Source organism: Polynucleobacter brandtiae (assembly GCF_002797575.1).
GTDB lineage: Bacteria > Pseudomonadota > Gammaproteobacteria > Burkholderiales > Burkholderiaceae > Polynucleobacter > Polynucleobacter brandtiae.
Genome location: NZ_PGTX01000001.1, coordinates 592,106 through 609,773, shown reverse-complemented (window position 1 = coordinate 609,773; position 17,668 = coordinate 592,106). Strand labels below are relative to the sequence as shown.

Below are 17,668 nucleotides of genomic sequence, written 5' to 3'. Positions count from 1 at the left end.
TGCAATTTCTGCAAGTGGATTTTTTATTCACAGATGGAGAGAGAATGAGTCGATCATTAAATTTTGGCAACGCCCACGGTCTTTTGCAGGCATTAGTATTTTCAGTAATGTTGGCAGTTTCAGGTTTAAGCGGTGCTACGCCGATCAACGTCAATACCGCGACCCAGTCGGAACTGGAAAGTATCAAAGGCATCGGACCGTCTAAGGCAAAAACAATCATTGCTGAGCGATTGGATGGGGGACATTTTCAAGATGCCAATGATCTACAAAAGCGGGTTCGTGGCATTGGTATGAAATCAGTGGAAAAAATGGTGGACAACGGTTTAACTATTGAGGCACCAGGCTCCTTTCGTGAGCCTAATAGCCGTACCGTTAAAGAGGGCACAAGCTCTACTAGACGGGGCTCACGCAGCCAAAACGGTTCTCGTAATAGTTCGGATCGAGGCGTTCCAAATCGTCGAAATTAGCCTATCTGATGCTTAAGTCTGCTTATGGCTAAAATAGGTTCATGAGCATACCTTCTTATTTGACTATTTCACAGACCGTGGGGAATACCCCTCTAGTTCGTTTGCAGCGCATTCCTGGCCTTGAAAATGAATCTCGAAATAATCTGATTTTAGGAAAGATGGAAGGTAATAATCCAGCCGGGTCGGTAAAGGACCGACCTGCGCTGTCGATGATCATGCGCGCTCAAGAGCGTGGCGATATTAAGCCAGGTGATACATTAATCGAGGCTACCAGTGGTAATACAGGTATTGCTTTGGCCATGACTGCCGCAATGCTTGGTTATAAGATGGTTTTGGTTATGCCCGAGAATCAAAGCATCGAGCGTAGACAAAGTATGGCCGCCTATGGGGCTGAGTTAATTCTGACCGCAGCGTCTGGGGGTATGGAATTTGCCAGGGACTATGCCTTACAGTTACAAAAAGAAGGTCGAGGCAGATTGCTAGACCAATTTGCTAACCCTGATAACCCTCGGGCTCATATTGAAACCACTGGCCCAGAAATCTGGCGTGATACCGATGGGCAAGTGACTCACTTTGTTTCTTCTATGGGCACTACGGGCACGATTACTGGTGTATCTACATACCTCAAGTCCATGAATCCCGACATTCAGATTATTGGCGCGCAACCTGAAGAAGGCTCTCAAATACCAGGGATTCGTAAATGGGCGCCCCAGTATTTACCTAAAATCTATGAGGGTGATCGGGTTGATCAGATTGAGTACGTGTCGCAAGCCGATGCCGAAGAAATGGCGCGTCGTCTGGCTGCTCAAGAAGGTATTTTTTGTGGAATCTCCGCAGGAGGTGCGTTGGTTGTTGCCTTAAGAATAGCGCGTCAAGTGGAAAACGCTACCATCGTATTTATTGTGTGCGATCGCGGTGATCGTTACCTCTCGACAGGGGTTTTCCCAGCCTAAATCTGCTTTTTTTTCTTTGCTTTATTTTTCTTAGGATGTGATATTGCTGGATTAGTCAGAGACTCTCCCTTGGTGCCTTTCGAGTATTTTTGGTCAAGGATAGCTGGCACTACGCTTTGATTTTTATATCCCAGTGCCTCTGCAAAATCTGCAACACTTTGTGCGTAAAAATAGCTGCGGTTATATTGAACGATTGTCAGAAAGTTATTTAAGCCGACAAAATATTGCACCTGATCATTTCCCTCTTTATCTGGATAGGGTAAATCAACAATCAGCGCTTTGCTCTGAGGCTCTACACCACCAGCCTGTAAGTCACCCCTATTGCTGCTGAGAATGCCTTTATCGATCAGTTCTTGAACGGTGTATTTCAGAACGGGCTCGCCATCAGCAAGAGATTTAGCTGAGTCTATGCCTGACTCTTTAATTGGGAAGGATATGGGCATTCCCGTTTGCCATCCATGCTTTTTCATAAAGTTCGCCACGCTGACAATTGCGTCCCTTGGACTTTGCTTCAGATCAATACGCCCATCGCCATCCCCATCTACTGCAAAGCTACGGATGCTGCTGGGCATAAATTGAGGTAATCCGATGGCGCCCGCATAGGAGCTGTTTTGATTAAGGCAGCTATCAAAACGATTTGAATTCACCTCTGACTTATTGTTTTTGATTACTCGCCCACCCCCTGCATCAGACCAGCACAGCAAAATCAACTCCTGCAGTTGATCTTTGAATAATTGCTCTCGTGCTGCTTTGTTGGGGGTATCTGGGTAATTAAAGGCCAGTGTAAAAAGCACATCCTTCACACGAAAGCTGCCCGTTTGTCGCCCATAGATCGTTTCAATACCAATAATGGCCACAATCAATTCAGCCGGTACCCCATATTCCTGCTCAACTTTGGATAGGAACGCTTGATGTTGCTCCCAAAAGACTCTGCCGGCATTAATGCGAATCGGTTCTACAAAGCGTTTGCGATAAGCAAGCCAATTCTTTTTAAAGGTACCAGATGGGGGTAATACCAATTTTCTAATAGACGGAATAGTTTTAACATCAGAAAAGCCAGATTCAAGCGCCGATAAGGAAATGGCCTGATTTTGAGCCACTTGAGCTAGTAATTGACTGAGATTTTGGGTAAGACGAGACTCGGAGGCGATATCCTCAGACTGGTTTACGATAGGCTTCTGAGGTTTTGCCTCTTGGGTGGGAACACTTGAGCAGGAGATTAAGCCCGCCACTAAGAGCAGTATTGAGGCGGAGTAGAGGAAACGAGCATTCATTGGATGGCGAGTAGGTAGGTATTCAATGGCTTTTATTCAATCAAAAAATGATGTTGTCGCAATGAAGGGTTTTAAGTAATGACTACAGGATACATAACTCACCCTGATTTTCTCAAACATGAGATGGGCGCTCATCATCCCGAGTGCCCAGAGCGCATTCAGGCGATTAATGATCAATTGATTCGTAGTGGAGTGGATGGCTTCCTTGAGCACCTAGAGGCACCACTGGCAACCGAAGATCAGCTCGAATTGGTGCATAGCCAAGATCATATTGCTTTTGTTAAAGAGTGCGCACCGGCTAGTGGTTATCACATGCTTGATGGCGATACCATTATGAATCCACATACTTGGAATACCGCTCTGCGCGCAGTAGGCGCTGCGATTGCTGGTGTGGATGCTGTCATGAAGGGCGAGGTAGAGAATGTGTTTTGTGCTATTCGTCCTCCAGGCCATCATGCTGAGCCAACGCGTTCTATGGGGTTTTGTATTTTTGATAGCGTTGCTGTAGCAGCCCGTTACGCAATGCAGGAGTATGGAATCGAGCGGGTGGCAATTATTGACTTTGATGTCCACCATGGCAACGGTACAGAAGCAGCATTTTTTAACGACCCTAATGTATTGATGTGTAGCTTTTTCCAGCATCCCTTCTATCCTTATAGTGGTTTAGATGGCGCCAAAAATATGGTGAATGTTCCACTACCAGCATCTACTCGCGGTGATGTTGTGAAATCGATCGTAGAGGAGCAATGGTTACCACGTCTACGCGATTTTGAGCCCGAGCTGATCATGATTTCAGCGGGTTTTGATGCCCATCGCGAGGATGATCTGGGTCAAATGGGTCTTGTGGAAGATGATTACGCGTGGATGACTAAGAAGCTCAAGGAGGTTGCGAACCAATATGCTCAAGGTCGCATTGTCAGTTGCCTAGAAGGAGGATATAACTTATCTGCTTTGGGTCGTAGTGTGGTGGCACATGTGAAGGCGCTTGCTGATATCTGAGGGATTCATCATCTAGATTTTTAGAGATAAAGTAATTTAATAATAGGGGTGCGAATGGCAAATATCTTTGAGCAAGGTTTAGAGCGTAATGCTGCAAATTACACGCCCATTACCCCTATTTTGTTTTTGGAGCGTTCTGCTCAGGTCTATCCAGATCGCTTAGCAGTTGTTCATGGCAACTTGCGCCAAACTTGGAGTCAGACTTATGAGCGTTGCCGTCGTTTAGCCAGCGCCTTACAAAAACAGGGTATTGGTGTGGGTGACGCAGTGGCAGTAATGCTTCCCAATACGCCACCAATGATAGAGGCTCATTTTGGAGTGCCAATGGCAGGTGCAGTATTAAATGCGCTCAATACCCGTCTTGATCCGGAATCAATTGCCTTTATGTTAAATCACGGTGAGGCTAAAGTCGTCATTGTGGATCCCGAGTTTGCGGATGTCATGAAAAAAGCATTGGAGATTGCCAAGCGTGACAGTGGTCGCGATTTCATGGTTATTGATGCACAAGAAAAAGAGTTCGATGTCCCAGGAGAGCGTTTAGGATCGCTGACCTATGAGCAGTTTTTAGATACCGGGGACTCCCAATTTGTCTGGCTAATGCCGTTTGACGAGTGGCAAGCCATTTGCCTTAATTACACCTCAGGCACTACTGGCAATCCAAAGGGTGTGGTTTACCATCATCGGGGGGCTGCGATCAATGCGATTTCTAATATTTTAGACTGGGATATTAATAAACACCCTGTGTATTTATGGACTTTGCCAATGTTTCATTGCAATGGCTGGTGCTTTCCATGGACGGTTGCCGCACGCGCTGGTGTCAATGTTTGTTTGCGCCGGGTTGATGCGGAACATATTTTTTCTGCAATTAAGATTCATGGAGTTACGCACTACTGCGCTGCTCCTATTGTTCATAACTTGCTAGTCAATGCACCTGACGCACTAAAGGTGGGAGTTCCTGCTGGGGTTAAAGGTTTAATTGCTGGAGCTGCACCCCCTGCATCCATTATTGAAGGAATGGAAAAATTAGGATTTGATTTAACGCATGTCTATGGTCTAACCGAGACCTATGGCCCAGCCGCAGTTTGTGTTCAGCAAGAGGATTGGGATGACCTGGAGATTGGCGAGAGAGCGCGTCTGAACGCTCGCCAAGGCGTTCGCTATCATCTGCAACAAGCAATTGCAGTGCTTGATCCCATAACGCTAGAGCCTGTAGTTGCCGATGGTGAGACTATGGGTGAAATTATGTTTAAGGGAAACATCGCCATGAAGGGTTACCTTAAGAATGAGAAGGCAAGCAAAGAGGCCTTTGCGGGCGGCTGGTTTCATTCAGGTGATCTAGCGGTGATGAATCCTGATGGTTATGTCAAAATTAAGGATCGCAGTAAAGACATCATCATTTCTGGCGGCGAGAATATCTCATCGATTGAGGTGGAAGATGTCTTATATCGTCATCCCGCAGTCATGGCTGCTGCGGTAGTGGCTAAGCCAGATCCAAAGTGGGGTGAGACACCCTGCGCATTCCTGGAAATTAAAGCGGGTGCGAAGGTGACCGCTGCTGATATTGTGGCACATTGCAAGCAGCATTTAGCTGGCTTTAAAGTGCCCAGGGCAGTAGTCTTTGGTGAGCTCCCAAAGACTTCGACTGGGAAGATTCAAAAATTCGAGTTACGTAAACGAGCGGGTTCTGCCTCGGCAATTGATGTCTAGCCTAAGATCGTCATAGGCGGATAAAATAAAGAAATAACCTCCAAAGTAAAGAATAAACGATGAAAATCTTGGTAGCAGTAAAACGCGTTGTAGATTACAACGTCAAAATTCGAGTGAAGTCAGATAACACCGGCGTGGACATTGCGAATGTCAAAATGAGTATGAACCCATTTGATGAGATCGCAGTAGAGGAGGCGGTGCGCTTAAAAGAGGCGGGGATCGCAACTGAGATTGTTGTTGTTTCTGCTGGTACTACTCAGTGCCAAGAGACCCTGCGTACTGCTTTAGCGATCGGGGCGGATCGCGCAATTTTGGTTGAGGCGGATGCTGAATTACAACCCTTGGCGGTAGCTAAGATTCTAAAAGCGCTGGTTGAAAAAGAGCAGGCGCAAATTGTGATCTTAGGCAAACAAGCGATTGATGATGACAGCAATCAAACGGGTCAGATGCTGGCTAGCTTATTGGATGTACCGCAAGCCACCTTTGCCTCAAAGGTAGTGGTTGCCGATGGTAAGGTCAGTGTGACTCGTGAGGTAGATGGTGGATTAGAGACTATTTCCTTGGTGTTGCCGGCAGTCATTACTACTGACTTGCGTTTAAATGAGCCACGTTATGTTACGTTGCCCAACATTATGAAATCCAAGAAGAAAACTTTAGAGATTACGAAGCCTGAAGATCTGGGTGTTGATATTGCCCCACGCTTAAAGACGATTAAGGTCGAGGAGCCACCAAAACGTTCTGCTGGCGTGATGGTTGCGGATGTTGCTGCATTGGTTGATAAACTTAAAAATGAAGCGAAGGTAATTTAAATGACTGCTCTTGTTATTGCTGAACACGATAATAGTTCCCTCAAAGTGGCGACACTGCATGCGGTAGCGGCTGCTTTACAGTGTTCACCACAAGTAGATATTCTAGTTTCGGGAAATGGGGCCACCGCAGTAGCGCAAGCGGCTAGTCAAATTCTGGGTGTTCGTAAGGTGATCCAGGTCGATGATGTGAGATTGGCCGATCAGTTGGCCGAACCTTTAGCTGCTCAAATTTTAGCGATCGCACATCAATACGAGTACATTCTTGCTCCTGCAACTGCCAATGGAAAAAATGTATTGCCTCGAGTTGCTGCTAAATTGGATGTTGCTCAACTGTCTGATATTACAAAGGTAGTTGCCAGCGATACCTTCGAGCGTCCGATTTATGCGGGCAATGCTATAGCGACGGTTCAGTCTAGCGATCCGATTAAAGTCATTACCGTGAGAACTACGGGTTTTGATCCAGCAGTTGCTTCTGGAGGATCTGCGCTTATTGAGAGTCAGGTCGTAACTGCTGATGCAGGACGGTCTAGCTTTGTAGGGCGTGAGCTTACCAAATCGGATAGACCTGAGTTAACTGCCGCCAAGATTATTGTTTCTGGTGGACGTGGCTTAGGATCTGGCGATAAGTATCAAGAGCTCATAGCCCCCTTAGCTGATAAGTTAGGCGCTGCACTTGGAGCATCACGTGCGGCCGTCGACGCTGGTTACGTACCCAATAACTACCAAGTGGGTCAGACGGGCAAGATCGTTGCCCCACAGCTTTATATCGCTGTTGGAATTTCTGGGGCGATTCAGCATCTTGCTGGCATGAAAGACTCTAAGGTAATTGTGGCTATCAATAAAGATCCAGAGGCACCCATTTTTAGTGTTGCTGATTATGGCCTTGTTGCAGACCTCAATGTTGCCGTGCCTGAATTGATTGCCACGCTTACCTAAACTATTGGAGTGCCCATGCCTTATGTAGCCCCAGTTAAAGACATGCTATTTGTAATGAATGAACTGGCCGGTTTATCAGAGGTAGTAGGCTACCCTCAGTACGAGCAAGCAGGTATTGATATTGATTTAGCGCCGGCGATTTTAGAGGAGGCGGCAAAATTTAATCAAGATGTTATTGCCCCCCTCAATTGGCCTGGCGATCAAAATCCCAGTACCTTGCAAGACGGAGAAGTGCGTACGACCCCTGGTTTTAAAGAGGCCTTTTCTCAATTTGGGATGGCCGGTTGGCAAGGGGTTGTGCACCCAGCTCAGTTTGGCGGTCAAGGATTGCCAAGACTAATTTCGGTAGCATGCTTCGAGATGGTGAACTCAGCAAATATGTCATTTGCCTTATGCCCAATGCTGACCGATGGTGCCATTGAGGCTTTGTTGACTGCTGCTAGTTCGGTACTGCAAGAGTGCTTTGTTCCCAAGATGATTTCAGGTGAATGGACTGGCACCATGAATTTAACAGAGCCGCAAGCAGGCTCTGATCTGTCTATGGTGAGGACCCGTGCGCTTGCGCAGGCTGATGGTAGCTACAAAATTATTGGCACCAAAATCTACATTACCTATGGTGATCACGATATGGCCAAAAATATCGTGCATTTAGTGCTTGCACGTGTGCCAGGTGCACCCGAGGGTATCAAAGGAATCTCATTATTTGTAGCGCCAAAATTCATGGTGAATGCTGATGGATCTCTAGGTGAGCGTAACGACATTCAATGTGTTTCCTTAGAGCATAAGCTGGGTATTAAGGCGAGTCCCACTGCAGTGTTGCAGTTTGGTGATCATGGGGGAGCGGTTGCATATCTTGTGGGCGAAGAGAATCGTGGACTGGAATACATGTTCGTGATGATGAATGCCGCTCGATTCTCTGTCGGAATGCAAGGTGTTGCGATTGCTGAGCGCGCTTATCAAAAATCAGTGCAATACGCAAAAGACCGCGTTCAAAGCCGCGATCTCAATGGGTCACCAGAGCCAGTTGCCATCATCCACCAACCAGATGTGAAGCGTATGTTGATGACGATGCGCGGCTATACAGAAGCATCAAGGGCATTGGCATACTATGCAGCCGCTGCAATCGATATTCAGCATGCCTCCCCTGATGAATTGATGCAAAAAGAGCATCAAGCTATTTATGAATTTCTGGTGCCGATTGTCAAAGGCTTTTCAACCGAAATGTCCATTGAGGTTGCTAGTTTAGGAGTTCAGGTGCATGGCGGTATGGGCTTCATTGAGGAGACTGGCGTTGCTCAATACTATCGAGACGCACGCATTCTTACAATTTATGAGGGTACTACTGCTATTCAAGCAAATGACTTGGTTGGTAGAAAGACTGTGCGGGATAAAGGGGCTACCGCCATTCTCCTTGCGGGAAAGATTATCCAGACCGAAAAGGCTTTGATGGAAATGGGCACTAGAGATGCTAAGGCTACATCTATACAGCTCACGCTCGCTCGCCAAGCATTCGAATCTGTTGTCGTTTATATCGTTAGCAATGCAAAAATAGATACTAAGGCTGTATATGCTGGCAGTGTTGCTTACCTTCGCTTATGCGGTTTGGTGCTAGGTGCATGGCAGATGAGTCGCGCCTTATTGGCAGCGCATCGCCTGCGTGATCAGGATCCCAGCTTTTATGATGCCAAGATTGCAACGGCACGTTTTTTTGCGGAGAATTTACTTCCGCAAACACAGTCTCTAGCGACTTCTATTTTAGAGGGTGGTCATTCTACTAATGCGTTAGCAGTAGAACAATTCTAAGCAGTCTACTTACTGCGACAATTTTCTCGACTCTTGTAATTGGGAGATAAAGAATTGCTCAAATGCAATCGCTAAAAAGGTCATCATTACGCCAACGCCCAATACTAGTGAAAAGATCACTGTGAGCACCACCAGCCAACCAGACCGAGTTGCTTTTTGCGGTTCGAGACCGGGGTTGAACTGCGCATCCCACTTTTCATCAGGACGCAAACCAAATACGATAGTAGTGAGCCAGCTAGCCTCAATAGCAATAAAGCCAAAGGTAATTAAGACCCAGCCTGGGGCAGAGTGAAGATGTGATTCTTTCAGAATTTGCCAACCAGCAATGCCGCCAATAAGTGAAAGCATCTGCGCCCAACCCCAGAATGACCTGAGGCCTTGGAGATAAAGACAATTTAAACCAGTGCCCGGAAAGAATAATCCGAGGGAGCAAAAAAGGAGTTTGTATTTTTTCATTGGAGATTTCTAATTTCTGTGGAGATATGATGCAGTAATTTACCTAGACTGATTATTTTTTTGTATAAAACTCAGTACCTCACGATCAGCGCCAATCATCAGCAGCTGATCACCATTGCGAACGATTGAGCGGTAATCATTCAACTCGTATAAAAAATCATTTTCAAGTTCCATGCGTTGAGGGGTGCAGGCTATTTTTGTACTGGCAATTTGATCTAGTGTGAAGCCACGGGCATCTTCATTAATGCGGGCTGTAAAGCGATTGCAACCAGTTGAACCACTAAGGCGCTCACCGTTGCCATCAAATTGGATCTGAATCGGGTTGCCGTTATCACCCAGAGGGATTTGTCGGGTGCGCACTTCACCCTGGGCATTGGGTGCTAAATTCCAGCGGACTAGCTCCCACTTCGTATTACGCAGCTCCCTGCTTGGGGGGCTTATTTTGGCTGTGCAGGCAGGGATGACGTTTGCGCAGGCCGTTAACAGGCTCAATCCAGCGCAAGTCAGTGCTACAAGCAGTCTATTTAAGCCATTACTAGGGGGTGTAAAACACATTATTTTGACTAACATTTTTTGTAAGTTATTGTTTCTAATGATGATTTAATGAAAAAAGTAATCCGTTAATATGACGCTCTGTAATGGATCAGCGTTTAAATAGATGGATGCAACACGGGTTTTCGTCTAGAATATGAGGTTTCCCGCTATACCGTGCGATTATTTTGTTAATTTGTATGTGCAGTTGGACATCTAGATTTCGTAGTACTTTCATTGGGTTTGTAATGAACCTGTTTTCATTTTAGATTTTAAGGAATAAGTATGGTCGTCATTCGACTGGCACGCGGCGGTTCAAAGAATCGTCCTTTTTATAGCATCGTAGCTACCGATAAACGTAATCGTCGCGACTCGAACTTTATCGAACGACTCGGTTATTTCAATCCACAGGCAGCAGCAAATGAGCAGTCAATGCGTATTGCTCAAGACCGTTTGACCTACTGGACTGGCGTTGGTGCACAGATCTCCCCAACAGTAGTGCGTTTGATCAAAAATAATCCTGCAGTCTAAAGACTTTATATCCAAAGACCTTCTCATTAGGAGAGGGTATTTGGTTGCGGAATCGACTGGCAGTAACGTTTGGGGAGCTGAGGTGGAGTCATCATGAGTACACCCTCCCTAAGCGAGTTGATTGAGATTGGCGTAGTTCAAGACGCCCAGGGCTTGCAGGGTCAGATTAAGGTTCGCCCTCATTCTTCAGATCCGGTAGCCCTTTTATCCAGTAAAGCAATTTGGCTTTCCCTAATTCCTCGCAGGCAAGAGGGCGTGGCTACGTCCCTGGAGCAAGCATCGTTAACGTTGTACAAGGTGAAACAAGCCAAGATGCATAGCGGTACGGTATTGGTGACTCTGGATGGCGTGACTGATCGCGATGAGGCTGAAGCCTTAAAAGGTGCTCGTATTTTGGTTGGGCGCGATGTCTTTCCAAAAACAGAGGGCGATAGTTATTATTGGGTTGATCTTATCGGCTGTGAAACAATCAATCTCCAAGGTGAAAAGCTGGGTGAGGTGATTGATATTGCTGATAATGGTGCCCATGGCATCATCTCCATCGGAGATGCGCAAACAAAAACAGTGAAGCAGCTTGTTCCGTTCGTGAAGGAGGTGCTGCAGAGCGTAGATTTACCGAATAAGCTCATCACATTAGATTGGCAGCCTGACTGGTAGGAGTTTCAATTTCCACTATGCGTTTTGATGCCGTTACTTTATTCCCAGAGATGTTTACTGCTTTAACGCAGTGGGGTGTTACTGGTCGCGCGTGCGAGCGCGGTCTTGCCAGTGTGAACCTCTGGAATCCCCGCGATTTCTGCTCTGATCCCCGTAAGACTGTCGACGATCGCGCTTATGGCGGTGGCCCAGGCATGGTGATGATGGTAAAACCCCTAGAAGACACAATCCATGGGATTAAAGATGCGCATGATGCTCAGGGAATCATTTCCGGGCCAATCTGCTTGTTGGCACCACAAGGTGAGATCTTTTCTCAAAAAATAGCATCTGATATTTTGAGTCGGGGTAATTTGACCTTTATTTGCGGTCGTTATGAAGCAGTGGATCAGCGTTTCATTGAACGTAATGTGGATTTACAGCTTTCTATGGGTGATTTTGTAGTTTCTGGCGGTGAATTGCCAGCAATGACCATGATGGATGCGGTGATTCGGCTTATTCCTGGAGCGCTTGGGGATGGCGAGTCAGCAGTCCAGGATAGCTTCATTAATGGTCTTTTGGACCACCCGCACTACACCAGACCCGAAATATATGAAAATTTGTTGGTACCGGACGTGCTTTTAGGTGGACATCACGCTAAAATAGAACATTGGCGTCGGCAAAAGTCTTTAGAGTTGACGTTAAGGCTAAGGCCTGATTTAATTAAATCGGCCAGAGCTAATGGGTTGCTAAGTCGTGAAGATGAGCAATTTCTTCGTACTTTGTAAGTAATTGCAAGGTCGAATTAAATGTCAATGTTCTGATTTAGTGAAATGTTTTAACTGCATCCTCTGTCTGGTCCGTTGATGAAAGTCTCGGGATTAAACGCTGACAAGATGTTTAAGGATTAATAATGAATTTGATCGAAAAAATTGAGCAAGAAGAAATTGCTCGTCTAACTGCTAACCGAGTACTTCCTCCATTTGCTCCTGGTGATACTGTCATCGTTGGCGTGAACGTTGTTGAAGGTACACGTAAGCGTACTCAGGCATTTGAAGGTGTTGTGATTGCTAAGCGCAATCGTGGATTGAACTCCAGCTTCATCGTTCGTAAGATTTCATCTGGCGAAGGTGTAGAGCGTACATTCCAAACTTACTCACCATTGATCGCTAGTATTGAAGTTAAGCGTCGCGGTGATGTACGTCGTGCAAAGCTCTACTACTTGCGTGATCGTTCAGGTAAGTCTGCGCGTATTAAAGAGAAGTTGCCTGCACGTAAGGTAAAAGTTGTCGCTCCAGCAGCGGTATAACAATTGCTTTAGTGTCATAGAAAGGCGGCCTAGGCTGCCTTTTTTATTGCCTTAAAATAACCCATGCCTAAAATCGATAACCCCCTAGAGTTGGTGGCCAACATTGCCACTCCAGCTGGTTTTGATGCGAAAGCAGTTCCTATCGATCGGGTTTGTAGTAGCCAACCAAAGGTGCCGCTAGATTCTCAGAGCGCTATTGTGATCAAGGAGCGCTTTAACGCACCTCCGCAATGGATTCCGGAAATCACTGATGAAAATCGGCATGTGATTGCTGCTGGAATTATTTCCAAACGTCAAACCATTGGCAAGGAGACTAGGGCATCAGTACTGATGCCTTTGCTTTTAAAGAATGATGGCCTTTCCGTATTACTTACGCAAAGAACAGACCATCTGCATGATCATGCGGGTCAAATTAGCTTCCCGGGTGGACGTATGGATCCTGGGGATACTGATGCTTACGATACGGCCCTGCGAGAAAGTGAAGAGGAAATTGGTCTGCTTCGAGAGCATGTGGAGATTATTGGTCATTTACCTCAGTACCTAACAGTTTCTGGATACAGCGTCACTCCAGTTGTGGGTTTAGTGAAACCTCAGGCAGAATACGTATTGAATGCCTTTGAAGTGGCAGATGTTTTTGAAGTGCCCCTACATTTTTTAATGGACCCTGCAAATCATCAGGTACGGGTCTGGGAGAGTGATTTGGGCGGTCGTCAGTTTTACTCTATGCCCTATGAAAATCGTTTTATCTGGGGTGCCACTGCTGGAATGTTACGAAACCTCTATCACCTACTAAAAGCATGACTTTCTTTTCTATTCTCTTTGCCCTTATCGCTGAGCAATATCGCCCAGTTACCGCCAATCATTGGATTGCGCGCATCTCTATTCGCTGGTTAGATTGGGTTGCCAGTGAGTTTGGCGGCAAGACCGAACAAGGGGCCTCTCCTGTGGGCGCTCGGATGGCCTGTTTGGTTGCCTTCATTCTGCCGACCTTTTTGGTGTTTGCTCTTTATGTTGTCTTTATGGTGACCTATCCAATCTTAGGATTTTTATGGAACATATTGATTGCATATCTATTTTTTGGTTTTCGCCAATTTAGCCACTCTTTCACAGCTGTTCATGAGGCGATTACAAACCACGATTTACCGGCTGCACGTCTCGCTCTCTCAGCGTGGTACGGACCTGAACTAGATGCTTCCAATCTCACGGAGGCCGAAGTAATTTCTTTGGCCTTAGAGCGTGCCATCATCGGATCTCACCGCCATGTATTCGGTGTTCTCTTTTGGTTCATGATGCCAATGGGCCCAGCAGGGGTGGTGCTCTATCGTCTGGCTGATACTGCGGCTCAGCGCTGGTCAGAAAAAGGTGATTTTAATTTGAGTGAGTCGGCTCGACATTTCTTCTTTGTTTTGGATTGGATTCCATCACGGATTACTGCCATGGGCTTCGCAATTGTGGGTAATTTTGAGGGCGCAGTTTATGCATGGAGACACCTTACTCAGAAATGGTCCGACTCTTTATCAGCGGTTATTTTGGCTGCAGGTAGCGGTGCCTTAGGCGTACGCTTAGGCGAGCCGATGAGTGAGCCCGATAGTGATGAAGCATTGCGTATGGCTGAGGCTGGAGAGCCTGTTTTTTATGAGGTGGGGCTAGAGCCGAATGAGCGTACGATGCGCTCCGCGATTGGCCTAGTATGGCGCCTGGTTATCGCTTGGATGGCTTTATTGCTAATGCTGACCACCGCTCTTTGGCTTGGCTGATTCCCTGAATCTGCGTATCAGCTGTTTTTGAATCAGAACGAAGTTGTCTAAATAGCGCCAGTCTTTCAGGCGCTATTTCATTTTTATCGACTGCAGCACGGATGGCGCACTCTGGTTCGGTTTGGTGGGCACAATTATGAAAGCGACATTTGCCCATATAGTCTTTAAATTCCCTAAATGCGTGCTCCAACTCACTCACGGACATATGCGCTAAACCAAACTCTTGAAAACCGGGGGAATCTATTAAGGCCCCTAATTTTCCACCGGCATCTCGCCCCCACTCTTCAGGTAGCTCAAAATAGCGACAGGCAGTTGTTGTATGTTTACCGGTATCCAAGCGCACGGAATACTCTTGAGTGATGGCGGCAGCATTAGGTACCCATGCATTTAGAAGGCTAGACTTACCCATGCCGGACTGACCAACAAAAACCGATATCTTGCCTTGTATCGCTGGACGTAAAGCTTTGATAGATGCCGCATCAAACTTGGCTGATACCTCCGTGACTGGATACCCCATACGTGCATAAGGCGCAATAATCTTCCGAGCATGCTCTAGATTGTCTTTGAGGTCAGATTTATTGAGCAGAATGTGTAAACCAATTTGATTAGTCTCCGCAGCAACCACAGCCCTACCTAAAAGATCGGGTGAGAATGCCGGTTGCGTCGCCAGCACAACTAATATTTGATCTACATTGGATGCAATGAGCTTGCTTTTGAAGGCATCTGATCGATAGAGTAGGTTTTCTCTTGGCTCAATATGGATGATGCGTGCTTGATCTAGGGAGGTCATCTCCAATAGCATTCGATCGCCAACTGCACCAATATGTTGCTTAGCTGGAGTGCTTACCTGGATGAGTTCCCCAGCAGGAGATTCATTACCATGCCCGTCTTGTACTAAGCGCTGTGCTAAGTAATGCCTCCCATAAGAGGCGGTTAAGAGCGCATGAAACTGTTCCATTAACTCTGGTGGTCCTTAGCTTAATCGCTTGAGGTTTGCAATCCGGAGCGGAGCGGGTGGATGCGAGCTATAGAAGGCCGTATAAATCGGGTCAGGTGTCAGTGTCGAGGCATTGTCCTGATAGAGTTTTACAAGGGCAGAGATCAAATCACTTGCAGAGGACTTATCAGCCGCAAATCCATCGGCTTCATACTCATGTTTGCGGGATGCCAAACTAGACAGTGGAGTGAAGAAAAAGCTAAAAACAGGTGAAACTAACATGAAGAGGGCTAGCGCCAGTCCGCCGTTATATCCGTTGGGATTAGGTGTGACACCTAGGCCGCTATAGAACCAAGCTTGTGTACTTACCCAGCCCAATAGTGCAAACATAGCAAAACTCAGGACGAATGAAACCATCAAACGTTTACGGATGTGCTTGCACTTGTAATGACCCAGTTCATGAGCGAGTACTGCTTCAACTTCGCCGGGGTTCAGTTTCTCAATTAAGGTATCAAAAAATACAATTCGTTTCGCTTTGCCCATGCCGGCAAAAAATGCATTTCCGTGCGCACTACGTTTGCTTCCATCCATAACGAAAAGACCCTGGCTTGCAAAGTCGCAACGTTTTAATAAGGCCTCAATCTGAGTTTTTAAAGCACCTTCTTCTAAAGCCTGGAATTTATTAAAAATCGGGGCAATCAGTGTTGGAAAAATCCACTGCATCAGTAGGCTAAATACAGTTAAAACTCCCCACGCCCACAGCCACCAAAAGTCACCTGCCTGCGCCATTAGGCTCAGAATGACCCAAAGTAATGGGACGCCAATTGCTCCGCCCACACCAAGACCTTTAAACATATCGCTAAAAAATAGGCGTGTGTTCATGCGATTAAATCCGAAGCGCTCTTCTAAGTAAAATTGTTTATACCAAGAAAAAGGTAGATCAATGATTCCAGAAATAATGACAATGGATATTAGTAAGGCAATTTGCTGGGCGATACCCTCGCCTAATAATTCCAGCAGCCCCATATTGAGAATCTGCAGGCCACCCATGAGCGTGAAGGTAATCAAGATAATGGCACTAACCCCATTTTCTAAAATACCCAATCGAAGTTTAGCGATTGTGTAGTCGGCAGCCTTTTGATGCTCCACTAAAGTAATTTGGGTGGCAAATTCTGTGGGGACCGAATGGCGATGAAGTGCGACATGTCGAATTTGACGTTGAGATAACCAGTGGCGTAGACCGAAGCTGGCGATGAAGGCGATTAAAAAAATAATTGTGAATGTCATGAGATCATTATAAGTATGAGTGAAAAAAACAGTACCCCAGCAATAAAGCCAGCGCCAGCCAGTGAATACCTCATTTGGGTGGATATGGAGATGTCAGGCCTTAACCCTGAAAAAGAGCGCATTCTAGAAATTGCCATGATAGTGACTGATGCCCAGCTAAATACGATTGCCACCGCCCCTGTTTGGGTGGTTCATCAAGATGATGCCCTGTTAGACCAGATGGATGCTTGGAACAAAGGCACTCATGGGCGCTCAGGCCTGATTGATAAGGTAAAGGCTTCGACCTTGGACGAGGCGACTGCTGAGGCAGAGTGTATTGCTTTCTTAAAAAAATACGTTAAGCCGGGTGTCATTCCCATGTGCGGCAATACGATTGGCCAGGATAGACGCTTCATGGCGAAATACATGCCTAAATTAGAATCATTCTTTCATTATCGAAATATTGATGTCTCCACCTTAAAGGAGCTCTGTAAGCGTTGGCATCCTGAGTTAGTGAAGGGATTTGCTAAAAACCAGGCCCATACTGCCTTGGCAGATATTCAGGAATCGATTGAGGAGTTGAAGTACTACCGCGAAAAATGGATTGTGCCGCTGCCTGAGTAAACGACTTCAAAGGAAAAGGGTTCAACGGTGAACCCTTTTTTATTCGCATAGTTATTTTTTGATAGCGCTTTTAGGCCTAAAGGCCTTGATGATCGCCTCATTTGTTTCGATATAAGGACCGCCAATCAAATCGATGCAGTAGGGTATTGCAGCGAAAATGCCGGGAACGATCGATTTCCCCTCGGGATCTTTGAGGCCCTCAAGGGTTTCCTTAATAGATTTTGGTTGACCGGGCAAATTAATAATGAGTGCTGTGTGACCTTCAATTTCACGTAGGACAGCAGTCTGGCGCGACAAAATGGCGGTAGGTACAAAGCGAAGGCTAATTTGACGCATTTGCTCGCCAAATCCGGGCATTTCTCGGGTTCCCGCGTCAATAGTGGCATCAGGGGTTACATCTCTCAATGAGGGGCCTGTACCGCCTGTAGTGAGGATTAAATCGCATCCTAACTCGTCCGTGAGCTCAATAATCGTTTCCGTAATGACTTCACGCTCATCTGCCACTAATCTTTCGTGAAATACGCAGGGGGTGTTGAGCGCACTCATGAGCCAGGCCTGCAGGGCTGGTATACCTTCGTCCGTATAAATGCCTTTACTTGCCCTATCAGAGGCTGAGATCAAGCCGATTCGAATTTCATTGGGAGTGGATCTTATCCAAGTTGCATTTGGCATCATG

General features: G+C 46.3%; 20 protein-coding genes. 14 read left to right on the top strand and 6 right to left on the bottom strand.

The window, feature by feature from the left end; genetic code table 11:
* Positions 1–44: 44 nt before the first annotated feature.
* Positions 45–467, top strand: coding sequence for a ComEA family DNA-binding protein (locus B0G85_RS03155; RefSeq protein WP_100378965.1), 423 nt, complete (start codon positions 45–47; stop codon positions 465–467).
* A 41-nt stretch (positions 468–508) separates the two neighbouring features.
* On the top strand, positions 509–1,420 hold the full coding sequence (gene cysM / locus B0G85_RS03150; RefSeq protein WP_100378964.1) for a cysteine synthase CysM: 912 nt from the start codon (positions 509–511) through the stop codon (positions 1,418–1,420).
* Here cysM and B0G85_RS03145 read toward each other — a convergent pair.
* Complete coding sequence (locus tag B0G85_RS03145; protein WP_100378963.1) at positions 1,417–2,694, bottom strand: lytic murein transglycosylase; 1,278 nt, start codon at positions 2,692–2,694, stop codon at positions 1,417–1,419. The genes cysM and B0G85_RS03145 overlap by 4 nt on opposite strands.
* 78 nt (positions 2,695–2,772) lie before the next feature.
* Between B0G85_RS03145 and B0G85_RS03140 the strand changes: the two genes are divergently transcribed.
* Genes B0G85_RS03140 through B0G85_RS03120 form a run of 5 tightly spaced genes read left to right on the top strand, consistent with a single transcriptional unit; the run spans position 2,773 to position 8,948 of the window.
* Positions 2,773–3,693: a histone deacetylase family protein gene (locus B0G85_RS03140; protein WP_100378962.1), complete on the top strand. Its 921-nt coding sequence runs from the start codon at positions 2,773–2,775 to the stop codon at positions 3,691–3,693.
* A gap of 54 nt (positions 3,694–3,747) precedes the next feature.
* Positions 3,748–5,400 carry an acyl-CoA synthetase gene (locus B0G85_RS03135; RefSeq protein WP_100378961.1) on the top strand — a complete coding sequence of 551 codons (1,653 nt, stop codon included), beginning with the start codon at positions 3,748–3,750 and terminating at the stop codon, positions 5,398–5,400.
* A gap of 59 nt (positions 5,401–5,459) precedes the next feature.
* A complete protein-coding gene (locus B0G85_RS03130; RefSeq protein ID WP_100378960.1) occupies positions 5,460–6,209 on the top strand; it encodes an electron transfer flavoprotein subunit beta/FixA family protein in 750 nt (249 codons plus the stop codon).
* On the top strand, positions 6,210–7,145 hold the full coding sequence (locus B0G85_RS03125) for an electron transfer flavoprotein subunit alpha/FixB family protein (protein WP_100378959.1): 936 nt from the start codon (positions 6,210–6,212) through the stop codon (positions 7,143–7,145). It begins immediately after the preceding gene.
* Positions 7,146–7,160: 15 nt separating this feature from the next.
* Complete coding sequence (locus B0G85_RS03120; protein ID WP_100378958.1) at positions 7,161–8,948, top strand: acyl-CoA dehydrogenase; 1,788 nt, start codon at positions 7,161–7,163, stop codon at positions 8,946–8,948.
* A gap of 9 nt (positions 8,949–8,957) precedes the next feature.
* Here B0G85_RS03120 and B0G85_RS03115 read toward each other — a convergent pair whose 3' ends face one another.
* The gene (locus B0G85_RS03115) at positions 8,958–9,404 is read right to left on the bottom strand and encodes a hypothetical protein (RefSeq protein ID WP_100378957.1); all 447 of its coding nucleotides are present in this window, start codon (positions 9,402–9,404) and stop codon (positions 8,958–8,960) included.
* A gap of 39 nt (positions 9,405–9,443) precedes the next feature.
* Positions 9,444–9,959, bottom strand: coding sequence for an META domain-containing protein (locus tag B0G85_RS03110; protein WP_232725910.1), 516 nt, complete (start codon positions 9,957–9,959; stop codon positions 9,444–9,446).
* A gap of 261 nt (positions 9,960–10,220) precedes the next feature.
* Here B0G85_RS03110 and rpsP point away from each other — a divergent pair, with 261 nt between their 5' ends.
* From rpsP to B0G85_RS03080, 6 genes are all read left to right on the top strand, one after another.
* The gene (rpsP, locus tag B0G85_RS03105) at positions 10,221–10,466 is read left to right on the top strand and encodes a 30S ribosomal protein S16 (RefSeq protein WP_100378955.1); all 246 of its coding nucleotides are present in this window, start codon (positions 10,221–10,223) and stop codon (positions 10,464–10,466) included.
* Positions 10,467–10,559: 93 nt separating this feature from the next.
* Positions 10,560–11,123 (top strand): ribosome maturation factor RimM, encoded by a 564-nt coding sequence (rimM, locus tag B0G85_RS03100; RefSeq protein ID WP_100378954.1) that lies wholly within the window; start codon positions 10,560–10,562, stop codon positions 11,121–11,123.
* 17 nt (positions 11,124–11,140) lie between these two features.
* Positions 11,141–11,887 (top strand): tRNA (guanosine(37)-N1)-methyltransferase TrmD, encoded by a 747-nt coding sequence (trmD, locus tag B0G85_RS03095; protein WP_100378953.1) that lies wholly within the window; start codon positions 11,141–11,143, stop codon positions 11,885–11,887.
* A gap of 125 nt (positions 11,888–12,012) precedes the next feature.
* A complete protein-coding gene (rplS, locus tag B0G85_RS03090) occupies positions 12,013–12,408 on the top strand; it encodes a 50S ribosomal protein L19 (RefSeq protein WP_100378952.1) in 396 nt (131 codons plus the stop codon).
* Between the two features lie 63 nt (positions 12,409–12,471).
* On the top strand, positions 12,472–13,209 hold the full coding sequence (locus tag B0G85_RS03085) for a CoA pyrophosphatase (protein ID WP_100378951.1): 738 nt from the start codon (positions 12,472–12,474) through the stop codon (positions 13,207–13,209).
* Entirely contained in the window at positions 13,206–14,165 is a 960-nt protein-coding gene (locus B0G85_RS03080) for a CobD/CbiB family protein (protein WP_100378950.1), read from the top strand. Before B0G85_RS03085 ends, B0G85_RS03080 begins: the two co-directional genes overlap by 4 nt.
* Here B0G85_RS03080 and rsgA read toward each other — a convergent pair.
* Positions 14,110–15,123, bottom strand: coding sequence for a ribosome small subunit-dependent GTPase A (gene rsgA / locus B0G85_RS03075; RefSeq protein ID WP_100378949.1), 1,014 nt, complete (start codon positions 15,121–15,123; stop codon positions 14,110–14,112). The genes B0G85_RS03080 and rsgA overlap by 56 nt on opposite strands.
* A gap of 15 nt (positions 15,124–15,138) precedes the next feature.
* Entirely contained in the window at positions 15,139–16,389 is a 1,251-nt protein-coding gene (locus tag B0G85_RS03070; protein ID WP_100378948.1) for a M48 family metallopeptidase, read from the bottom strand.
* Between the two features lie 15 nt (positions 16,390–16,404).
* Here B0G85_RS03070 and orn point away from each other — a divergent pair, with 15 nt between their 5' ends.
* Positions 16,405–16,992: an oligoribonuclease gene (gene orn / locus B0G85_RS03065; RefSeq protein ID WP_100378947.1), complete on the top strand. Its 588-nt coding sequence runs from the start codon at positions 16,405–16,407 to the stop codon at positions 16,990–16,992.
* Between the two features lie 51 nt (positions 16,993–17,043).
* Here the strand turns inward: orn and mog are convergent, their stop codons facing one another.
* Positions 17,044–17,667, bottom strand: a complete 624-nt coding sequence (gene mog / locus B0G85_RS03060; RefSeq protein ID WP_415836275.1) for a molybdopterin adenylyltransferase — start codon at positions 17,665–17,667, stop codon at positions 17,044–17,046.
* Position 17,668 lies beyond the last annotated feature (1 nt).

Excerpts from the sequence above, each read along its gene's own strand:
- mog (WP_415836275.1), bottom strand. The coding sequence starts at position 17,667 with ATGATGCCAAATGCAACTTGGATAAGATCCACTCCCAATGAAATTCGA.
- trmD (WP_100378953.1), top strand. The coding sequence starts at position 11,141 with ATGCGTTTTGATGCCGTTACTTTATTCCCAGAGATGTTTACTGCTTTA.
- B0G85_RS03115 (WP_100378957.1), bottom strand. The coding sequence starts at position 9,404 with ATGAAAAAATACAAACTCCTTTTTTGCTCCCTCGGATTATTCTTTCCG.
- B0G85_RS03110 (WP_232725910.1), bottom strand. The coding sequence starts at position 9,959 with ATGTGTTTTACACCCCCTAGTAATGGCTTAAATAGACTGCTTGTAGCA.
- B0G85_RS03145 (WP_100378963.1), bottom strand. The coding sequence starts at position 2,694 with ATGAATGCTCGTTTCCTCTACTCCGCCTCAATACTGCTCTTAGTGGCG.
- B0G85_RS03135 (WP_100378961.1), top strand. The coding sequence starts at position 3,748 with ATGGCAAATATCTTTGAGCAAGGTTTAGAGCGTAATGCTGCAAATTAC.
- rsgA (WP_100378949.1), bottom strand. The coding sequence starts at position 15,123 with ATGGAACAGTTTCATGCGCTCTTAACCGCCTCTTATGGGAGGCATTAC.
- cysM (WP_100378964.1), top strand. The coding sequence starts at position 509 with ATGAGCATACCTTCTTATTTGACTATTTCACAGACCGTGGGGAATACC.
- rimM (WP_100378954.1), top strand. The coding sequence starts at position 10,560 with ATGAGTACACCCTCCCTAAGCGAGTTGATTGAGATTGGCGTAGTTCAA.
- rpsP (WP_100378955.1), top strand. The coding sequence starts at position 10,221 with ATGGTCGTCATTCGACTGGCACGCGGCGGTTCAAAGAATCGTCCTTTT.
- B0G85_RS03155 (WP_100378965.1), top strand. The coding sequence starts at position 45 with ATGAGTCGATCATTAAATTTTGGCAACGCCCACGGTCTTTTGCAGGCA.
- B0G85_RS03080 (WP_100378950.1), top strand. The coding sequence starts at position 13,206 with ATGACTTTCTTTTCTATTCTCTTTGCCCTTATCGCTGAGCAATATCGC.
- orn (WP_100378947.1), top strand. The coding sequence starts at position 16,405 with ATGAGTGAAAAAAACAGTACCCCAGCAATAAAGCCAGCGCCAGCCAGT.
- B0G85_RS03070 (WP_100378948.1), bottom strand. The coding sequence starts at position 16,389 with ATGACATTCACAATTATTTTTTTAATCGCCTTCATCGCCAGCTTCGGT.
- B0G85_RS03125 (WP_100378959.1), top strand. The coding sequence starts at position 6,210 with ATGACTGCTCTTGTTATTGCTGAACACGATAATAGTTCCCTCAAAGTG.
- B0G85_RS03140 (WP_100378962.1), top strand. The coding sequence starts at position 2,773 with ATGACTACAGGATACATAACTCACCCTGATTTTCTCAAACATGAGATG.
- B0G85_RS03120 (WP_100378958.1), top strand. The coding sequence starts at position 7,161 with ATGCCTTATGTAGCCCCAGTTAAAGACATGCTATTTGTAATGAATGAA.
- rplS (WP_100378952.1), top strand. The coding sequence starts at position 12,013 with ATGAATTTGATCGAAAAAATTGAGCAAGAAGAAATTGCTCGTCTAACT.
- B0G85_RS03130 (WP_100378960.1), top strand. The coding sequence starts at position 5,460 with ATGAAAATCTTGGTAGCAGTAAAACGCGTTGTAGATTACAACGTCAAA.
- B0G85_RS03085 (WP_100378951.1), top strand. The coding sequence starts at position 12,472 with ATGCCTAAAATCGATAACCCCCTAGAGTTGGTGGCCAACATTGCCACT.